Origin of the sequence: Streptomyces sp. NPDC053079 (genome assembly GCF_044546695.1) — a bacterium.
Taxonomy (GTDB): domain Bacteria; phylum Actinomycetota; class Actinomycetes; order Streptomycetales; family Streptomycetaceae; genus Streptomyces.
The window spans coordinates 354,956-371,302 of record NZ_JBITZJ010000004.1 but is presented as its reverse complement, the minus strand read 5'-3'; the positions used below and the strand labels follow the sequence as shown (position 1 = coordinate 371,302).

Below are 16,347 nucleotides of genomic sequence, written 5' to 3'. Positions count from 1 at the left end.
AACGAGTGCTATGGCAGTGGCGTCTGGCGGACGAAGGACATGCCGTACCGGCCGCCCTGCCAGATGTCCGCGCCGCTCACGTACATGGGGTTCCAGGAATGCCAGTACAGGGACTCGATGTACTTCGGTTCGGGGCCGGGGCGGACCGGCTTCATCGTGACCCCGGCGAGCGGATTGCGCTGGCGGTCCATGCTCCAGCTACCGAAGTCCACGTCCAGGAACGTGGCCGCGTAGGCCGTGTCACGGTCCAGATCGGTCAGGGTGAACTGGGTCTGGGGTTTGCCGCTGACCCAGTACTTCAAGACTTCCAGTTTCGCCCGCCGGCCGTCGACGTTGCCCGCGTACTCAGAGTGGTTGTGGGGCGGCGAGTACCAGTCTCCATAGCCCCGGAATGGCCGACCCGCTGCGAAGGGCGGCGCAACGGTGGAACGGGAGAAGGACATCGGGAAGCCCACACCGTTCCAACTGCTCGTGCCCGAGAGGTAGTCGGTGTTCCACGTGTGCAGGAGCAGGTTCGGCCAGCTGAGAGTGCTGGGGCCGGTGAGCGTGATGTTGCGGATCTCGTGTGCGTTCAGGGGAACGTATTGGACGTACCCCGAATAGGTCTCGTTCCGCTCCAGCTCGCTGAACTTGAGGAAAAGCGTGTAGTAGCTGCTGGGCGGCTGTTGCTGGGCCACGATCTCCAACTTGGCATGCCGACCGTCGTACGACCCCAGCCACGTGCCGTGAAACGCCCGTACGTCCTGGAGACGGAGCGTGCTCGCGGCGGCGGGTGTGACCCCACCGACCGCCGACGCCGCCCCGGCGGCGATCGCGGCGCCGGCGGCTCTCTTGAGCGCCGTACGACGCGATATCGGCTGATGCGCTGCCATGACCACCCCAAGTGTCGGAAGGGCCCCATGGTGGGGGAGCCGAACCGCTCGCGGCGTCCCCAAAACACGCCAACTACGCCGGCCACGACCGCGGCAGAACCCCGACACGGCGGCAGGGCCCGGACCGCGTGTTGCGGTCCGGGCCCTGCCCCGTGCGGTGCCGCCGTGTGGCGGAGGTGCGTCAGCTCTGGGCGGTGCCGTCGCTCGCCTGCCCGGCGGCCTCAGCTGCGCGTGCCTTCTCGCGCATCTTGCGCACCAGCTCGGCCTTCTGGGCGGCGGCACTCTGGCGGTCGCGGTTGCGGTGCGGACCGTTGTTCTGCCGTTCGGCGCGGGACAGCTTCTTGCGCTGGCCGCCGCCCTGGCCCACGGGGTTGTTGATGTTCTTGCTGTCGGTCACGGGTTCTCCCGGTGATGATGTGAAGTGATCTACGGATTCATCGGTGGGGGACGGGCGCGGCGACGTCGAAGGACGTCAGCAGGGGCCCGTCACGCTCTCACTCGTAAATCGGTGTCTGGAAGAACATGACAAAGACGTTACCTGGTCCCGTCGGCCCCGCGCGCCAGGGTTTCCGCCGCCCCGGTGTCGGCCGGGATTCCGGCGAGCGCCCGGGGCCGGCTCGGCTACGACCGGGGCCTGCGCGGTGATGATCTGGCGCACAGACGCTGTGCCACCCCAGATTCTCCCCAGGGGCCCCTGCGGGCTGCTGTTTGATGTGCTGCCTACAGCCAGTCACGCTTCTTGAAGATGAAGTACAGGCTCACGCACACCACCGCCATCAGCAGGATCGCGAAGGGGTACCCGAACGTCCACTTCAGCTCGGGCATCGCCTCGAAGTTCATGCCGTAGATCGTTCCCACCAGTGTGGGTGCGAACAGAATGGCCGCCCACGACGAGATCTTCTTGATCTCCTCGTTCTGCTCGAAGCCGGCCTCCGCCAGGGCGCGCATCTCGGCGTTCTGTTGCTGGGTGACGAGCGTGGCGTTGACGGCGAGGATGTCGGCGAGGGCGGAGCGGAAGCCGTCGACGCGTTCGCTGGTGTGGGTGACGTGGTCGGCTACGTCGCGGAGGTAGCGTTGGAGTTCCTCGTCGGTGCCGTATTTGGTGAAGCCGGCCATCAGGCCGTGGAGCATGCCTACCAGGGGGCGGGTGGCGCGCTGGAACTCGACCATTTCGCGGGCGAGTTCGTAGATGCGGCGGGAGACGGCGGGGTCGCCGCCGAAGACCTCGGTCTCGATCTCGTCGATGTCGTTCTGGACGCCCGCGACGACGGGGGCGTAGCCGTCGACGACCGCGTCGAGGATGGCGTAGAGCACGGCCTCCGGGCCGAGGGCGAGGAGCTCCGGGGTGGCCTCCATGCGGCGGCGGACGGCCGACAGGTCCGGGGCGGCGCCGTGGCGGACGGTGATGACGAAGTCGGGGCCGACGAAGACGTGGAGTTCGCCGAAGTCGACCTCCTCGGGCGCGTCCAGGTAGCGGGCGGCGCGCAGGACGACGAAGAGGGTGTCGCCGTAGCGCTCGAGCTTGGGGCGCTGGTGGGCTTCCAGGGCGTCCTCGACGGCCAGCTGGTGGAGGTCGAACTCGTCGGCGAGGGAGACCAGTTCCTCCTCGGTGGGCCGGTAGAGGCCGATCCAGGCCATGCTCTCGGGCTGCTCGCGCAGCTGCCGGTACGTTTCGGCAAGGGAGTCGGGGGTGGCGACGCGGTGGCCGTCGCGGTACACGGCGGCGTGGACGATGCTGCCCTGGCCGCCGTTCGGTTCGAGGGCTCCGTCCTCGGCGCCGGTGGCGGGGGTGGGGGCCGGGGGAGTGTCCGGGGGTGCCGTACGGCCGTTCGGGGGGCGCAGCCAGGAGTGCTTCCTGGGCGTGGACCGGTGGCGCGGAGGGCGCTCGGGCATTTTTCTCTTCCCTCTCGCTGGTCACTGGGCCGCAGAACAGGATATACGGCCCCAAATCCCACCTCCGGGGGAGGCCGGGGGCGCTGTCAGTGGTCCGCCTTACCGTAGGCACATGACCGGAAACCGGGCGGCCGCGCCCGTCCTGACCCGGCGCGCGCTCAACCGCGCCCTGCTGGAACGCCAGCTGCTCCTGCGCCGTGTCGCGCTGCCGGCCATCGACGCGGTCGAGCGCCTGGTGGGGCTCCAGGCCCAGGCCCCGATGGACCCCTATTACGCCCTCGCCGCCCGCCTCGAGGGCTTCGACCCCGAGGAGCTCTCCGGTCTGCTCGCCTCGCGCGCGGCGGTGCGCATCGCGGTGATGCGCTCCACCATTCACCTGGTCAGCGCCCGCGACTGCCGCGTTCTGCGCCCGTTGTCCCAGCCCATGCACGAGCGGGCGTTCCGCGGCAACCACGGCAAGCGCCTGACGGAGGTGGACCTGGACCGGGTGGCCGGCCGGGCCCGGGAGCTGGTCGCCGAGCGCCCGTACACCTTCCACGCGCTCGGGCAGGCGCTGGCCGAGGAGTGGCCCGGGAGCGCTCCGCAGGACCTGGCCATGGCCGCCCGGACCCTGTTGCCGCTGGTCCAGGTGCCCCCGCGCGCGCTGTGGGGGCGCAGCGGCCCGGCCGCCCATACGACCGTGGAGGCGTGGCTCGGCGCGGAGGTCGATCCCGCCCCCGATCTGGATGCCGTGCTGCTGCGCTATCTGGGGGCGTTCGGCCCCGCCTCGGTCAAGGACATGCAGACCTGGTGCGGGCTGACCCGGCTCCGCGAGCGGGTCGAGGGCCTGCGGCCCCGCCTGCGCACGTTCCGGGACGAACAGGGGGTGGAGCTCTTCGACGTCGTGGACGGCCCGCTGCCCGATCCCGGCACCCCGGCCCCGGCCCGCCTCCTTCCGGAGTTCGACAACCTCACCCTCTCGCACGCCGACCGGAGCCGTGTCGTCTCGCCCGAGGACCTGCGCCGCCTCTGGCGTGTCAACCGGGCCAACCGCGCCGTCCTGCTGGACGGCTTCGTCGCGGGTATATGGCGCATGGAGACGGCGCGGGACGCGGTGGCCACGGTGACGGTGGAGCCGTTCCGGCGGATCTCCGGTGCCGAGCGGGAGGCGGTGCGGGAGGAGGCTGAGGGGGTGCTGGCGATGGCCGCGCCGGGGGCGGAGTACGAAGTGCGGTTCGGGGCCGTCACGTAGGGGGCGGTTCTCCGGCCTTCGGGGTCACCGTTCTCCCGGGCGCAGGGAGTCCAGGTGCCGGCGCAGCACCTGCCGCATGGCGCGCGGCGTGACCTCGGCCGGCCCCTGCAGGACGGACTGCAGGGCGAGGCCGTCGAGCAGGGCCGACAGCCGCAGCGTCTCCACCGCGATATCGACGTCCTCGGCCAGCCCGCCCGCCCGTCGAGCCTCGCTCAGTACGCGGGTGAGCAGCTCCCGCATGCCCCGGTGCACCTGCTCCGCGCGGGGCCGCAGTTCGGGACGCGTACGGGCGGCGGTGGTGAAGGCCAGCCAGAGCGCGGACTCTTCGTGACGGGGGCCGTCGAGCGGCAGGAACTCGGCCAGCAGCTCCTCGGTGCCCGTGCGGCGGTCCGCGTCGTCGGTCGCCGGGTCCAGGAGGACGCCGGCGTGCGTGCGGACGCGCCGCTCGATGCGGTCGGCCAGCTCGTCCATGGCGAAGAGCAGCATCTCGCCGTGGTCGGTGAAGTAGTGGCGGACCGAGCCGATGGCCAGGCCCGCCTCCTCCGCGACGTTGCGCAGCGACGCGTTCTCCAGGCCGTTCCGGCCGGCCACCCGCAACACCGCGTCGGCCACCGCCTGGCGGCGGGCCTCGCGGTCGACGATCTTCGGCATGTTGCCGTTTATAGCACGACCGGGCTAAATTCTATTTAGCACGACCGAGCTATTTAAGGGGTGGGAGTGAACGTCTGGCTGCTGGCCGGCCTCATCGCGGTGGGCGTCGTCGCCGTCGTGATCAAGCGGCTGATCGGTGAACCGCTCAAGGCGCGCGACCTGTTCGTGACGCCGCTCGTCCTGACCGGTCTGGGCGTCCTGGCGCTGTCCCACGCGCAGCGCCTCAACGGCGCCGACATCGCGTGGACCGTGACGGGCGCCGTCCTGGGCCTCGCGCTCGGAGCCGTGAGAGGGCGGACCGTCCAGATCTTCGAGAAGCAGGGGGTGCTGTGGCAGCGCTATACCGGCCGCACGTTTCTCGTCCTGGTCGCCTCGGCGGTCGTCATGGGGGGCTTCGGTCTCCTCGCGGCCAAGATGGGCATGCACGAGGAGGCGCGGCCGATGCAGCTGTCCATCGGGGTGGGGTTTCTCGGTGAGGCGCTCGTGATCGGGCGGCGGGGGATGGTGAGTGGGGTGCCGTTTGCGCCGGAGCGGTCGGGGTGACGGCGTTTCCTGGCGTGTGCCGGTGGTGTGGGTGGGGGGAGTTTGCCCCTGCCCCGCCCTTTCACCGTTTCTTGTCCTCAATCGCCGGACGGGCTGGAGCTGAGTCCGCCGGACGGGCTGGAGTTGAGTCCGCCGGGCGGGTTGGGGTTGGGCGGACCGGACGGGCTGGAGTTGAGCGGACCGGGCGGGTTGGAGTTGGGCGCGCCGGGTGGGTTGGGGTTGGGCGGACCGGGTGGGTTGGGGTTGGGCGGACCGGACGGGTTGGGATTGGGCGTGACCGGTGGGGGCCTACTCGCCCACGTCCCGGCTCCGCAAGTCCGCCAAGGTCTCCCGGCGGATGAGCAGGCGGGCGCGGCCGGCCGTTACGGCGGTTACCGGGGGGCGGCCCACGAGGTTGTACGCCGAGGCCATCGACAGGTGGTACGCCCCCGACGCCGGGACCGCCAGGACGTCGCCCGGGCGGATGTCACCCGGCAGGGCCACGTCCTCCGCCAGTACGTCGCCCGCCTCGCAGTGGCGGCCCACCACGGTCACCCGCCGCTCGGGCACCGCCGAGGCGCGGCCCACCAGCCGGACCGTGTAGCGCACGCCGTACAGCGCCGGGCGGGGGTTGTCGCTCATGCCGCCGTCGACGGCCACGAAGACCCGGCTCCCCGTGGACTTCACCGCCAGCACGCGGTACAGCGCCACCCCCGCCGGGCCCGCGATCCAGCGGCCCGGCTCGACCGCGAGCCGGGGGACCGGCAGATCGGCGTGGGCGCACCGCAGGGACAGCTCGCTGCCGACCCGGTCGGCGTAGGCGTACGGGTCCAGGGCGGCGTCGCCGTCGCGGTAGGCGATGGCGAAGCCGCCGCCCAGGCCGAGTTCGGGGAACGTCACGCCGTGCACGTCGCGGAGGCGGGCCAGCAGGGACACCAGGCGCCGCACGGCGGTCACGTACGGCTCCACGGAGGCGATCTGGGAGCCGAGGTGGCAGTGCAGGCCCATGAGTTCGAGGCGGGGCTGGCCCAGGACGCGGGCCACCGCGTCCTCCGCCTCGCCGCCCGCGATCGGCAGTCCGAACTTCTGCCCCTCGACCCCGGTCCGCACCGCCGCGTGCGCGCCGGCCTCGACGCCCGGTACCACGCGCACCAGCACCCGCTGGCGGGCGCCCGGCGGCACCAGGGCCGCGAGGCGGGCTATCTCGCCGGTGCTGTCGAGCACGATCCTGCCCACCCCCAGCCGCAGCGCGGTGCGCAGGTCCTCGGGGCTCTTGGCGTTGCCGTGCAGGACGACGCGCTCGGCGGGGAAGCCCGCGTGCGCGGCGAGTTCCAGCTCGCCCGCCGAGCAGACGTCGAGCGAGAGCCCCTCCTCCTCGATCCAGCGGATCATCGCGCGGGACAGGAACGCCTTGCCGGCGTAGGCGACGTCGGCGTCCGGCAGGGCGGTGCGCCAGGCCCTGGCCCTGGCCCGTACCTCGTCCTCGTCGAGGACGTAGGAGGGTGTGCCGAAGCGGTCGGCGAGCTCTCCGAGGGCGACGCCGCCGACGGCCAGGTCGCCCGAGGGCAGGGTGCGGGTGGAGGCGGGCCAGACCGGGGTGGACGAGGGCTCCCCGGTCAGCGGCGGGAGGGTGACGGGGGCCAGGGGCAGGGACACGGATGATCTCCTTCGAGGGAATGAGCGGATGCGAGGAGTCAGCCGGGGAACGTCGGCAGGAGGGGCACGGTGTCCTCGGGAGCGGGCCGCACGGGCGGCGCCGTCAGCTGCGGGTCGACGGACACCAGCGTGACGCCGAGCGGTGCGGCCAGGGACCGCACGGCGGGCAGGGCGAGGCGCACCGAGGGGACGGCCTGGCCCAGGCAGTCGGCGAGCCGTCGCCGGCTGGTGAAGGCGACGACCGTACGGGTCTCGAGCGGGGTGCGGTAGACGCGCAGGGAGAAGCCGCCGGGGCAGGGCCGCACGGGCACGTACAGCGGCTCCTCCCGGTCAGGATGGGACGGCTCTCCGTCGTCGGCCGGATGACTCTCGGGGCTCGCGGGAACGTCGGGGCGGGCTACTGCGGCCACGGCGGCCGCCTCGGCGGGGGTACGGCTCACATGCATGACGGTCCTTGGTGAGGTGTCGGGAGGGGGTGCGTCGGTGAGGTGTCGGGAGGAGGAGCTTCGGTGCGGTGTCGCGAGGTGCGTCGGTCACGCTATGCCCGGTGCAAGCCCGCACAAGCGCCTCCTTGACAGCACGTTGACCCCTCCCGGCGGTCCCTTGACGGCTCGTTGACGCCGCCGCCCGCCGCCCGCCGCCCGCCGCCCGCCGCCCGCCGCCCGCCGCCCGCCGCCCGCATCGAAAGAGAGCCGGACCCGAAACCGCCCGGCTCCGGCCCTGCCGCGCCGACTTCCGCCTTGAGATATTTGGAAGAATCGCGAACACGGGGCAACGGGAGGACATGTGACGGCAATGGACCCGACCGGAACGGCCGGTCAGGCGGACGGATTCCGGGAGGCACGGGACTTCCTGCTCGCGCACCGCGAGGACTACGCGGCGGCGTACGAGGGCTTCGTCTGGCCCCGCCCCACCGCGTTCAACTGGGCCCTGGACTGGTTCGACGCCATCGCCCGGGACAACGACCGCACCGCCCTGTGGATCGTGGAGGAGAACGGCGACGAGAAGCGCCTGTCCTTCGACGCGCTGCGCCGCCGCTCGGACCGGCTCGCCAACTGGCTGCGCGAGCGAGGCGTACGCGCCGGGGACCGCCTCGTCGTCATGCTCGGCAATCAGGCGGAGCTGTGGGAGACCGCCCTCGCCGCGATGAAGCTGCGCGCCGTCGTCATCCCCGCCACACCCCTGCTGGGCCCCGCCGACCTCGCCGACCGCATCGAACGCGGCCGGGCCCGCCATGTGATCGTACGGGCCGAGGACACCGGCAAGTTCGCCGACGTGCCCGGCGACTACACCCGCATCGCGGTCGGCGCCGCGCCCGAGGGCTGGCTGGCGTACGGGGACCACGAACGCCATGCCGAGGAGACCTTCACCCCCGACGGCCCCACCCGTGCCGACGAACCCCTGCTGCTCTACTTCACCTCCGGCACCACCGCCCGCCCCAAGCTCGTCGAGCACACCCACATCTCGTACCCCATCGGTCACTTGTCGACCATGTACTGGATCGGCCTGCGGCCCGGCGACGTCCACCTCAACATCTCCTCGCCCGGCTGGGCCAAGCACGCCTGGTCCAACCTCTTCGCGCCCTGGAACGCCGAGGCCACCGTCTTCGTCCACAACTACACGCGCTTCGACGCGGCCCGCCTCATGGCCGAGATGGACCGCTGCGGCGTCACGAGCTTCTGCGCTCCGCCGACCGTGTGGCGGATGCTCATCCAGGCCGACCTCGGCGCGCTGCGCACCCCGCCGCGCGAGGCGGTGGCCGCCGGGGAGCCCCTCAACCCCGAGGTGATCGAGACCGTGCGGCAAGCCTGGGGCGTCACCATCCGCGACGGCTTCGGGCAGACGGAGACCACCGTCCAGGTCGCCAACCCGCCCGGCCAGCCGCTGAAGACCGGCTCCATGGGCCGTCCCAGCCCCGGCTTCACCGTCGCTCTCCTCGACCCGCACACCGGGGAGCCCGCCGACGAGGGGGAGATCGCCCTCGACCTGAGCACGCGCCCCGTCGGCCTGATGACCGGCTACGCGGGCGACCCCGACCGCACCGCCGAGGTGATGGCCGGCGGCTACTACCGCACCGGCGACATCGGCGCCCGCGACGCCGACGGCTACATCACCTACATCGGGCGCGCGGACGACGTCTTCAAGTCCAGCGACTACAAGATCAGTCCATTCGAGCTGGAGAGCGCCCTCCTCGAACACGAAGCCGTCGCCGAGGCCGCCGTCGTCCCCGCCCCCGACCCGCTGCGGCTGTCCGTGCCCAAGGCGTACGTCGTCCTCGCCGACGGCTGGGAGCCGGGCCCGGACACCGCCAAGGCCCTGTTCGCCCACTCGCGATCCGTGCTCGCCCCGTACAAGCGCGTCCGCCGGCTGGAGTTCGCCGAGCTGCCCAAGACCGTGTCCGGCAAGATCCGCCGCATCGAGCTGCGCGACCGCACCGCGCAGGGCGGCGGCACCGAGTACCGAGAGGAAGACCACCGGTGACCACCGTGAGCACACCCCCCGCCGCCCATGCGGCAGGCTCCACCGACACTCCGCTGCTCGACCACACCATCGGCGCCGATCTCGCCCGTACGGTCGGCCGGTTCGGCGACCGCGAGGCGCTCGTCGACGTCCAGGGCGGCCGGCGCTGGACGTACACGGAGTTCGGGCGGGCGGTGGAGGAGGTCGCGCTGGGCCTCCTCGCCAAGGGCGTGGCCAAGGGCGACCGGGTGGGGATCTGGGCCGTCAACTGCCCCGAGTGGGTCATGGTGCAGTACGCCACCGCCCGCATCGGCGCCATCATGGTCAACGTCAATCCGGCCTACCGGGTGCACGAGCTCGAGTACGTGCTGCGCCAGGCGGGCATCAGCGTGCTCGTCTCCTCCCTCGAGTACCGCACGAGCGACTACCGCCGCATGGTCGAACAGGTCCGCGCCACCTGCCCGGACCTGCGCGACGTCGTCTACATCGGCGACCCCACCTGGGAGGGGCTCGTCCGCCTCGGCGCGGCCACCGACCCCGGCCGGCTCGCCGAGCGCGAGTCGCGGCTGCACTGCGACGACCCCGTCAACATCCAGTACACCTCCGGCACCACCGGCTTCGCCAAGGGCGCCACGCTCTCGCACCGCAACATCCTCAACAACGGTTACTTCGTGGGCGAGACCCTCGGCTACACCGAGCAGGACCGCATCGCCCTGCCCGTGCCCTTCTACCACTGCTTCGGCATGGTCATGGGCAACCTCGCGGCCACCTCGCACGGCGCCTGCGTCGTCATCCCGGGCCCGATCTTCGACGCCACGGCCGCGCTGCACGCCGTCGAGCGCGAGCGCTGCACCTCGCTGTACGGCGTGCCGACCATGTTCATCGCCGAGCTCGGCCTCGCCGACTTCGCCACGTACGACCTGTCCTCGCTGCGCACCGGCATCATGGCGGGCTCGCCGTGCCCCTCGGAGGTGATGAAGCGGGTCGTGACGGAGATGCACATGGCCGAGGTGGCCATCTGCTACGGGATGACTGAGACCTCCCCGGTCTCCACCCAGACCCGCCGCGACGACGACCTCGCCCGTCGCACGGGCACCGTCGGCACCGTGCTGCCGCACGTGGAGGTGAAGATCGTCGACCCGTCGACCGGCGCCACGGCCGGCCGCGGCGAGCCGGGCGAGCTGTGCACCCGCGGCTATTCGGTGATGCTCGGCTACTGGAACGACGCCGAGCGCACCGCCGACGTCATCGACGCCGACCGGTGGATGCACACCGGCGACCTCGCCGAGATGGACGAGGACGGCTACGTACGGATCGTCGGCCGCATCAAGGACATGATCATCAGGGGCGGGGAGAACGTCTACCCGCGCGAGATCGAGGAGTTCCTGCACGCCCACCCCAAGATCAGCGACGTACAGGTCATCGGCGTCCCCGACGAGAAGTACGGCGAGGAGATCATGGCCTGCGTCATCCTCAACGACCCCGCCGAGACCCTCACCCGCGACGAGCTCGCCCGCTACTGCCGCGGCCGGCTCGCGCACTACAAGGTGCCGCGCCATCTGCGGGTGATGGAGTCCTTCCCCATGACCGTCAGCGGCAAGGTGCGCAAGGTGGAGCTGAGGCAGGAGGCGACGACGCTGCTGGAGGCCGCGCCCGCGACGGTGGCCCAGCCGTAGCGGACGTGCGCGGGGCGGGCCGCGAGCGGCCCGCCCCGACACCCCCGTGTGGTTCCCCCGTGTTTCCCCCGTGGACGGGCCCGCGTTCCCCCGTGTCCCGCGGGCCCTGCGCCCAGTCTCCGCCCGGACCGCGCCAACTCGCCATGCGCGCGGGAGAGTTCAGAGCAAGAATTGAGCTTCGCGGTGCGCGCGGGCCTTAGCGCCGGCCGTGCCGCACCAGCTCGTCGGCCCAGTCGTTGAGGGCCTGCGGCGTGCCGGCCAGGTCCATCACGAACAGCGGAAGCCGCAGGTCGTCCGCCCGGCAGCGGGCGTCGTGCGCATAGCCCGCCAGGGAGAAGCAGGCGGCGGCCGCCGATTCGAGGAGGCCGTGCAGCCACAGGCACTCGATGTCGCGCAGGGTGGTCGGCAGGGTCGTGGGATCGACGCGGGCGACCATGCCCGTGCCGCGCAGGTCCACCCCCGACGCCGTGGGCGCCGGGCAGTTCCCCGGGCGGCGTACGTCGCTGAACCCCAGCCACCGCAGATAGCGCTCGGCGGCCATGACCGCGTCGCGCTCGGTGCGGATGGTCACCGGCCGGAAGGGTGGGCGCGAGGCGGTCCGGGACGGCTTCGGAGCCTCCTCGCCGGCCGGCCGCTCCGGTTCCGTCTCGCGCGGGGGCGGCACGGGCAGCCGTACGACCGTTCCGCAGGAGCAGCCGAACTCGGGACGCGGCCACTGGCCCTGGCGGTCGCAGGACGGGCAGCGCACCGCCACCCAGGAGTCGCGCCAGGTGCGGTGGGCCAATAACTCGGGTGTGGCATCGGGCAGTACGGGCACGGTCAGCGGGGCGCCGCACGCACAGGGGAAGGTGGGCGGGGTGAAGGAGTGCTCCCGGCGGCACGTGGGGCAGTGCACCGGCACGCTCTTGGCCATTTCGGCTCCAGCGAGGGGTCCGTAGGGGTTGTGGGGTACCCCATCGTCCACGATGCGGGGGCGGTCGGGGAGCGAATCGCCAAGGCGGGCGCGGGAGAAGGCCGGGCGGCGGCGCCGGGGGCGCGACCGGACAGGTGACGGCGCCACCGCCCGGGGTTCGTGGTGCGGGTGTTACGGGAGTGGTTCGAATTCCCGTACGGCGTCGATGTCCGGACCGTGCGGGGTGTTGGCCTCGCGCTCGATCATGATCTCGACCAGCACCGGGCGGGAGGTCGAGACGGCCTCCTTGCGGGCCCACTCGATCGCCGGCCGGATGTCCGCCGGATCGACGACCCGGCGCCCCGCACAGCCGTACGCCCGCATCAGCGTGACGTGATCGGTGCCGGTCTCGTCGTAGTGGACGTCCACCTGGTAGTTCATGCCGTAACCGATCGAGGCCTGGCGGATCAGGCCCAGGTACTCGTTGTTCAGCATGATCAGCACGAACGGCACGTCGTACTGCGCCGCGACCGCCAGCTCCTCGACCGTGTACTGGAAGCCGTAGTCGCCGACGACGCCCACCACTTCCGTTTCGCCCCGGCCCATGCCCTGCAGCGCCTTCTTCACGCCGATCGCCGCCGGCACCTCCCAGCCCAGCGGGCCGGCCTGGCCGCACACCTGGTAGCGGCGGGGCAGATGCGCCTTCTGATGCTGGCCGCCCCAGATCTGGTAGAGGCCGATGGCGGTGACGAAGTAGGTGTCCGGGCCGAAGATCTCATTGATCTCCTTGTAGATCCGGGGCGCCTTGACGGGCACGGTGTCGAAGTCCTCGCGCCGGGTGAGGGTCCGCTTGAGCAGCCGGCAGCGCGCGGTCCAGGGCGCGATGTCGGGAGCTGCGCCGCGCGCCCGGGCCGCGTCCAGCAGCGCGGCGAGGAAGAGGCGCGCGTCGGAGACGATGCCCAGGTCCGGCTCGATGACCCTGCCGAGCTGGGTGGGCTCGACGTCCACGTGGACGAACGTGCGCGCGCCCCGGTACGTGGCGACCCCGGCGCCCGTGTGCCGGTCGCCGAAGCGGGCGCCGACGGCGAGCACGAAGTCCGACTCCAGGAACGAGGCGTTGGCGTACCGCTGCGAGGTCTGGATGCCCGTGGTGCCCATGTGGAGCTCGTGGTCGTCCTCGATGGCGCCCTTGCCCATCAGGGTGACCTGGAAGGGCACGCCCAGCTGCTCCACCAGCGCCCGCAGCTCGTCCGCCGCATCGGCGAGGATCACCCCGCCGCCGGCCAGGATCAGCGGCCGCTCGGCCGCGAGCAGCAGGTCCAGGGCGGCCTCCACACGGGGCGGGTGGGGTGCGACCGTACGGACGGGAAGCCGGGTGTCGGTCGTGGCGTCGTACTTGATCTCCCGCTGGGCGATGTCCACCGGGATGTCGATCAGTACGGGCCCGGGGCGGCCCTCGCGGGCGGTCCGGAACGCCTCGCGGAAGATCCAGGGGATCTGCGCGGCCTCCTTGACCTGCACGGCCCACTTGGTGACGGGGCGCGCCACCGCGACGATGTCGACGGCCTGGAACGCCTCCTGGTGCAGCTTGGCCGAGACCGCCTGGCCGGTGACGCAGACCATGGGGATCGAGTCGGCGAAGGCGGTGTACAGGCCGGTGACGAGGTTGGTGCCGCCGGGCCCGGAGGTGGCGATGGCCACGCCGACCCGCCCGTTGGTGCGGGCCCAGCCGTCGGCCATGTGGGCCGCGCCCTCCTCGTGGCGGACGGTCAGGTGCTCGATGCCGCCGACCGCCTCCATGGCCTGGTACAGGGGCAGGATCGCGGCGCCGGGGCAGCCGAAGGCGATGTCGACGCCCTCGTCCTTCATGATGTGCACGGCCGCCTGCATGGCGGGCACGGTGGCGGCGCTCACGGCGTGATCCCCGACAGCCGCTCGACGCCCCGCAGGAGCGCCGAGTGGTCCAGGCCGCCGTCGCCCTGGGCGCGGACGGCGGCCACCAGCGTCGCGACCACGCCGCCGAGCGGGAGCGCGGCGCCCACCTCGCGGGCGGCGGCGGTGACGATGCCCATGTCCTTGTGGTGCAGGTCGATCCGGAAGCCGGGGGCGAAGTCGCGGGTGAGGAAGTGGTGGCGCTTGCGGGTGAGCACGGCGGAGGCGGCGAGCCCGCCGCCCAGCACGTCCAGCGCGGCGGTGAGGTCGACGCCGGACTTCTCCAGGAACACCACGGCCTCCGCGCAGGCCTGGAGGTTCGCGGCGACGATCAGCTGGTTGGCCGCCTTGACGGTCTGGCCCGCCCCGTGGGGGCCGCAGTGCACGACGGTCGTGCCGAGGGCCTCGAAGAGGGGCCGGGCCTCGGCGAAGTCGGCCGCGTCGCCGCCGGCCATGATGGACAGGCTCCCCTCGACGGCCCCGGCCTCGCCGCCGGACACGGGCGCGTCCAGGACGCGTACGCGGTGCGCGGCGGCGGCCCGCGCCAGCTCGACAGAGGTCCGCGGGGTGATGGAGGACATGTCGACGAAGAGGGTGCCGGGGGCGGCGTTGGCCAGGACGCCGTCGTCGCCGTAGGCGACGGCGGTGACGTGCGGGTCGGCGGGGACCATGGTGACGACGACGTCGGCACCGCGGACCGCGTCCCGCACGGAGGCCGCGGGGGTGCCGCCGTGGGCGGCGAGGCGGTCGAGCTTGTGGCGTTCGAGGGTGTACCCGGTGAGCGGGTAGCCGGCCTTGAGGAGGTTCTCGGCCATGGGGGAGCCCATGATGCCGAGGCCTATCCAGGCGATGCGGGGGAGTGACACGAGGTTCCCTTCGGGGTGGTCGGGGGCTCCGCCCCCGGACCCCCGCTCGCGCGTCAGCGCGGTCCGGGGTTCCGGGGGAGGGGCCGGGGCGTCAGAAGTCGGTGAGCCAGCGGAAGGCGTCCGCGCCCGCGGCCCGGTATTCGAGGCCGACCGGCCCGTCGTACCCGGCCTCGCGCAGACGCGGCAGCAGCTCCGCGAAGTCCAGGGACCCGGTGCCCGGCGCCCCCCGCCCGGGCACATCCGCGATCTGGACGTGGCCGGCCCGGCGCGCGTACCGGGCGACGACCTCGCCCAGGTCCGCGCCGCCCATGGCGAGGTGGTACAGGTCCAGCAGCAGCCGCGCGTTGCCCAGCCCCGTCGCCGCGTTGACCTTGTCGACGACCTCGACGGCCGCCGCCGCGTCCGTCAGCGGATACCGCGGCGATTCCGCGGCGTTGAGCGCCTCGACCAAGAGCACCGCCCCCACCCGGTCCGCGGCCCGCGCCGCGAGCGCGAGGTTCTCCAGGGCGAGCGCGTCCTGGAGGCGGTCCGGCACGCCCTCGACGCGGTTGCCGTACAGCGCGTTGAGCGCCCGGCAGCCCAGCGACCCGGCGAAGTCGGCGGCGACGTCGAGGTTGGCGCGGAAGCGCTCCGATTCCGCGCCCGGCACGGACAGCGCGCCCCGGTCCGGGCCCGGCAGCAGGCCCGCGTAGAAGTTCAGCCCGACCAGCTGTGTGCCCGCCCGGGTCAACGCGTCGCCGAGCGCTGCGAGTTCGTCGTCGGGCGGCACCGGGGTGCCCGGCCACGGCCACCACAGCTCCACCGCCGTGAAGCCGGCCGCCGCCGCTGCCGCGGGCCGCTGGAGGAGCGGCAGCTCCGTGAAGAGGATCGAGAGGTTCACATCGAAGCGGTGATCGGAGAGGCCCATAGGGGTCGACTCAGCTCCTTCCGCTGGAGATTCCATGATGCGGAAAAATGATTTCGTTGTGAGGAAAAGGCTGCCGTCGCCTCCGCGGCCCTGTCAAGGGACCCTGTGCGCCCGGCTCTTGGGGGCAGTACGTTGACCCGGTGCGATTGAGAGTGGAGTTCACGACCGAGCCCTTCGACCTCGACGAGCCGCCGCCGCACGCCGTGGCGGCCCGCGAGGTCGTGCAGGGCGCGGGGCTGGACGCCGTCGACGTCGGCCCGTTCGGCAACACCGTCGAAGGCGGAGCCGACGCCGTCCTGACGGCGCTGGACGCACTGCTGCGCGCGTCCCTCAGGTCCGGCGCCACACGGGTGTCGCTGCAGGTCAACGTCGTGCCCGGAGCCGCGGAAGGCGGCGGCGGGTGAGCGAGGACGCGTTCCGCGCCGCCGTCAGGCCGCTCGTCGACGCCCTGGGCGGGCAGCTCCTCGAGCCGGATCAGGCCGGGGCCGACGACGTCGTCCTCTCCTGGGAGGGGCGCGAGGTGGTGGCCGTGCGGCTTCCGCACCTGGCCGACTCGCTCGAGCGCATCCTGGCCGACCTGGAGCGCCGCCACGGCGTGCCGCTCGCCGAACTCGACCGCAAGGCCAAGCAGTCGGTCGTGCGCAACCTGGAGGCGCGGGGCGCCTTCACGCTGCGCCACGGCGTGGAGACCGTCGCCGCCGCGCTCGGCGTCAGTCGCTTCACGGTCTACAACTACCTCAATCGCGACTAGCTTTTTCAACAAACTGTTGACGCGGTGTTCTTCAGGGC

The 16,347-nt window shown here is 72.3% G+C and carries 16 protein-coding genes; 6 read left to right on the top strand and 10 right to left on the bottom strand.

From position 1 onward, the window contains the following. Positions 1 to 8 precede the first annotated feature (8 nt). The 3 genes from ACIGXW_RS17505 to ACIGXW_RS17495 all read right to left on the bottom strand — a co-directional run bounded on the left by ACIGXW_RS17505 (position 9) and on the right by ACIGXW_RS17495 (position 2,765). Positions 9 to 872, bottom strand: coding sequence for a hypothetical protein (locus tag ACIGXW_RS17505; RefSeq protein WP_399573796.1), 864 nt, complete (start codon positions 870 to 872; stop codon positions 9 to 11). A 181-nt stretch (positions 873 to 1,053) separates the two neighbouring features. Then, positions 1,054 to 1,269 (bottom strand): DUF6243 family protein, encoded by a 216-nt coding sequence (locus ACIGXW_RS17500; RefSeq protein WP_071962458.1) that lies wholly within the window; start codon positions 1,267 to 1,269, stop codon positions 1,054 to 1,056. 323 nt (positions 1,270 to 1,592) lie between these two features. After that, positions 1,593 to 2,765, bottom strand: coding sequence for a magnesium and cobalt transport protein CorA (locus ACIGXW_RS17495; protein WP_399573795.1), 1,173 nt, complete (start codon positions 2,763 to 2,765; stop codon positions 1,593 to 1,595). Positions 2,766 to 2,877: 112 nt separating this feature from the next. Here ACIGXW_RS17495 and ACIGXW_RS17490 point away from each other — a divergent pair, with 112 nt between their 5' ends. After that, complete coding sequence (locus ACIGXW_RS17490; RefSeq protein ID WP_399573794.1) at positions 2,878 to 3,996, top strand: winged helix DNA-binding domain-containing protein; 1,119 nt, start codon at positions 2,878 to 2,880, stop codon at positions 3,994 to 3,996. Positions 3,997 to 4,020: 24 nt separating this feature from the next. Here ACIGXW_RS17490 and ACIGXW_RS17485 read toward each other — a convergent pair whose 3' ends face one another. Continuing rightward, positions 4,021 to 4,647, bottom strand: coding sequence for a TetR/AcrR family transcriptional regulator (locus tag ACIGXW_RS17485; RefSeq protein WP_399573793.1), 627 nt, complete (start codon positions 4,645 to 4,647; stop codon positions 4,021 to 4,023). Between the two features lie 66 nt (positions 4,648 to 4,713). On the opposite strand from ACIGXW_RS17485, the gene ACIGXW_RS17480 reads away from it, so the two are divergent. Beyond that, positions 4,714 to 5,190, top strand: coding sequence for a DUF1453 domain-containing protein (locus tag ACIGXW_RS17480; protein ID WP_399573792.1), 477 nt, complete (start codon positions 4,714 to 4,716; stop codon positions 5,188 to 5,190). Between the two features lie 288 nt (positions 5,191 to 5,478). On the opposite strand, the gene lysA is transcribed toward ACIGXW_RS17480, so the two are convergent. Both lysA and ACIGXW_RS17470 read right to left on the bottom strand, forming a co-directional pair. Next, the gene (gene lysA, locus ACIGXW_RS17475) at positions 5,479 to 6,819 is read right to left on the bottom strand and encodes a diaminopimelate decarboxylase (protein ID WP_399574051.1); all 1,341 of its coding nucleotides are present in this window, start codon (positions 6,817 to 6,819) and stop codon (positions 5,479 to 5,481) included. Between the two features lie 44 nt (positions 6,820 to 6,863). Continuing rightward, positions 6,864 to 7,265 carry an SAV_915 family protein gene (locus ACIGXW_RS17470; protein ID WP_399573791.1) on the bottom strand — a complete coding sequence of 134 codons (402 nt, stop codon included), beginning with the start codon at positions 7,263 to 7,265 and terminating at the stop codon, positions 6,864 to 6,866. A 355-nt stretch (positions 7,266 to 7,620) separates the two neighbouring features. Here ACIGXW_RS17470 and ACIGXW_RS17465 point away from each other — a divergent pair, with 355 nt between their 5' ends. Together ACIGXW_RS17465 and ACIGXW_RS17460 are read left to right on the top strand one after the other, a co-directional pair. Beyond that, positions 7,621 to 9,306, top strand: a complete 1,686-nt coding sequence (locus ACIGXW_RS17465; RefSeq protein ID WP_399573790.1) for an AMP-binding protein — start codon at positions 7,621 to 7,623, stop codon at positions 9,304 to 9,306. Further along, on the top strand, positions 9,303 to 10,961 hold the full coding sequence (locus ACIGXW_RS17460; RefSeq protein WP_399573789.1) for an AMP-binding protein: 1,659 nt from the start codon (positions 9,303 to 9,305) through the stop codon (positions 10,959 to 10,961). Before ACIGXW_RS17465 ends, ACIGXW_RS17460 begins: the two co-directional genes overlap by 4 nt. A gap of 196 nt (positions 10,962 to 11,157) precedes the next feature. Here the strand turns inward: ACIGXW_RS17460 and ACIGXW_RS17455 are convergent, their stop codons facing one another. From ACIGXW_RS17455 to ACIGXW_RS17440, 4 genes are all read right to left on the bottom strand, one after another. Next, positions 11,158 to 11,874, bottom strand: a complete 717-nt coding sequence (locus ACIGXW_RS17455) for a hypothetical protein (protein WP_071962465.1) — start codon at positions 11,872 to 11,874, stop codon at positions 11,158 to 11,160. 171 nt (positions 11,875 to 12,045) lie between these two features. Next, positions 12,046 to 13,743: a glyoxylate carboligase gene (gcl, locus tag ACIGXW_RS17450; RefSeq protein ID WP_399574050.1), complete on the bottom strand. Its 1,698-nt coding sequence runs from the start codon at positions 13,741 to 13,743 to the stop codon at positions 12,046 to 12,048. 20 nt (positions 13,744 to 13,763) lie between these two features. Next, the gene (locus ACIGXW_RS17445; protein ID WP_399573788.1) at positions 13,764 to 14,651 is read right to left on the bottom strand and encodes a 2-hydroxy-3-oxopropionate reductase; all 888 of its coding nucleotides are present in this window, start codon (positions 14,649 to 14,651) and stop codon (positions 13,764 to 13,766) included. Positions 14,652 to 14,742: 91 nt separating this feature from the next. Then, positions 14,743 to 15,558 (bottom strand): TIM barrel protein, encoded by an 816-nt coding sequence (locus ACIGXW_RS17440; RefSeq protein ID WP_071962467.1) that lies wholly within the window; start codon positions 15,556 to 15,558, stop codon positions 14,743 to 14,745. Between the two features lie 140 nt (positions 15,559 to 15,698). On the opposite strand from ACIGXW_RS17440, the gene ACIGXW_RS17435 reads away from it, so the two are divergent. Next, positions 15,699 to 15,962: a hypothetical protein gene (locus ACIGXW_RS17435; RefSeq protein ID WP_399573787.1), complete on the top strand. Its 264-nt coding sequence runs from the start codon at positions 15,699 to 15,701 to the stop codon at positions 15,960 to 15,962. Beyond that, positions 15,959 to 16,309 carry a helix-turn-helix domain-containing protein gene (locus tag ACIGXW_RS17430; protein WP_071962469.1) on the top strand — a complete coding sequence of 117 codons (351 nt, stop codon included), beginning with the start codon at positions 15,959 to 15,961 and terminating at the stop codon, positions 16,307 to 16,309. Before ACIGXW_RS17435 ends, ACIGXW_RS17430 begins: the two co-directional genes overlap by 4 nt. Positions 16,310 to 16,347 lie beyond the last annotated feature (38 nt).

Excerpts from the sequence above, each read along its gene's own strand:
- ACIGXW_RS17505 (WP_399573796.1), bottom strand. The coding sequence starts at position 872 with ATGGCAGCGCATCAGCCGATATCGCGTCGTACGGCGCTCAAGAGAGCC.
- ACIGXW_RS17495 (WP_399573795.1), bottom strand. The coding sequence starts at position 2,765 with ATGCCCGAGCGCCCTCCGCGCCACCGGTCCACGCCCAGGAAGCACTCC.
- ACIGXW_RS17490 (WP_399573794.1), top strand. The coding sequence starts at position 2,878 with ATGACCGGAAACCGGGCGGCCGCGCCCGTCCTGACCCGGCGCGCGCTC.
- ACIGXW_RS17485 (WP_399573793.1), bottom strand. The coding sequence starts at position 4,647 with ATGCCGAAGATCGTCGACCGCGAGGCCCGCCGCCAGGCGGTGGCCGAC.
- ACIGXW_RS17465 (WP_399573790.1), top strand. The coding sequence starts at position 7,621 with ATGGACCCGACCGGAACGGCCGGTCAGGCGGACGGATTCCGGGAGGCA.
- ACIGXW_RS17455 (WP_071962465.1), bottom strand. The coding sequence starts at position 11,874 with ATGGCCAAGAGCGTGCCGGTGCACTGCCCCACGTGCCGCCGGGAGCAC.
- gcl (WP_399574050.1), bottom strand. The coding sequence starts at position 13,743 with ATGCAGGCGGCCGTGCACATCATGAAGGACGAGGGCGTCGACATCGCC.
- ACIGXW_RS17440 (WP_071962467.1), bottom strand. The coding sequence starts at position 15,558 with ATGGGCCTCTCCGATCACCGCTTCGATGTGAACCTCTCGATCCTCTTC.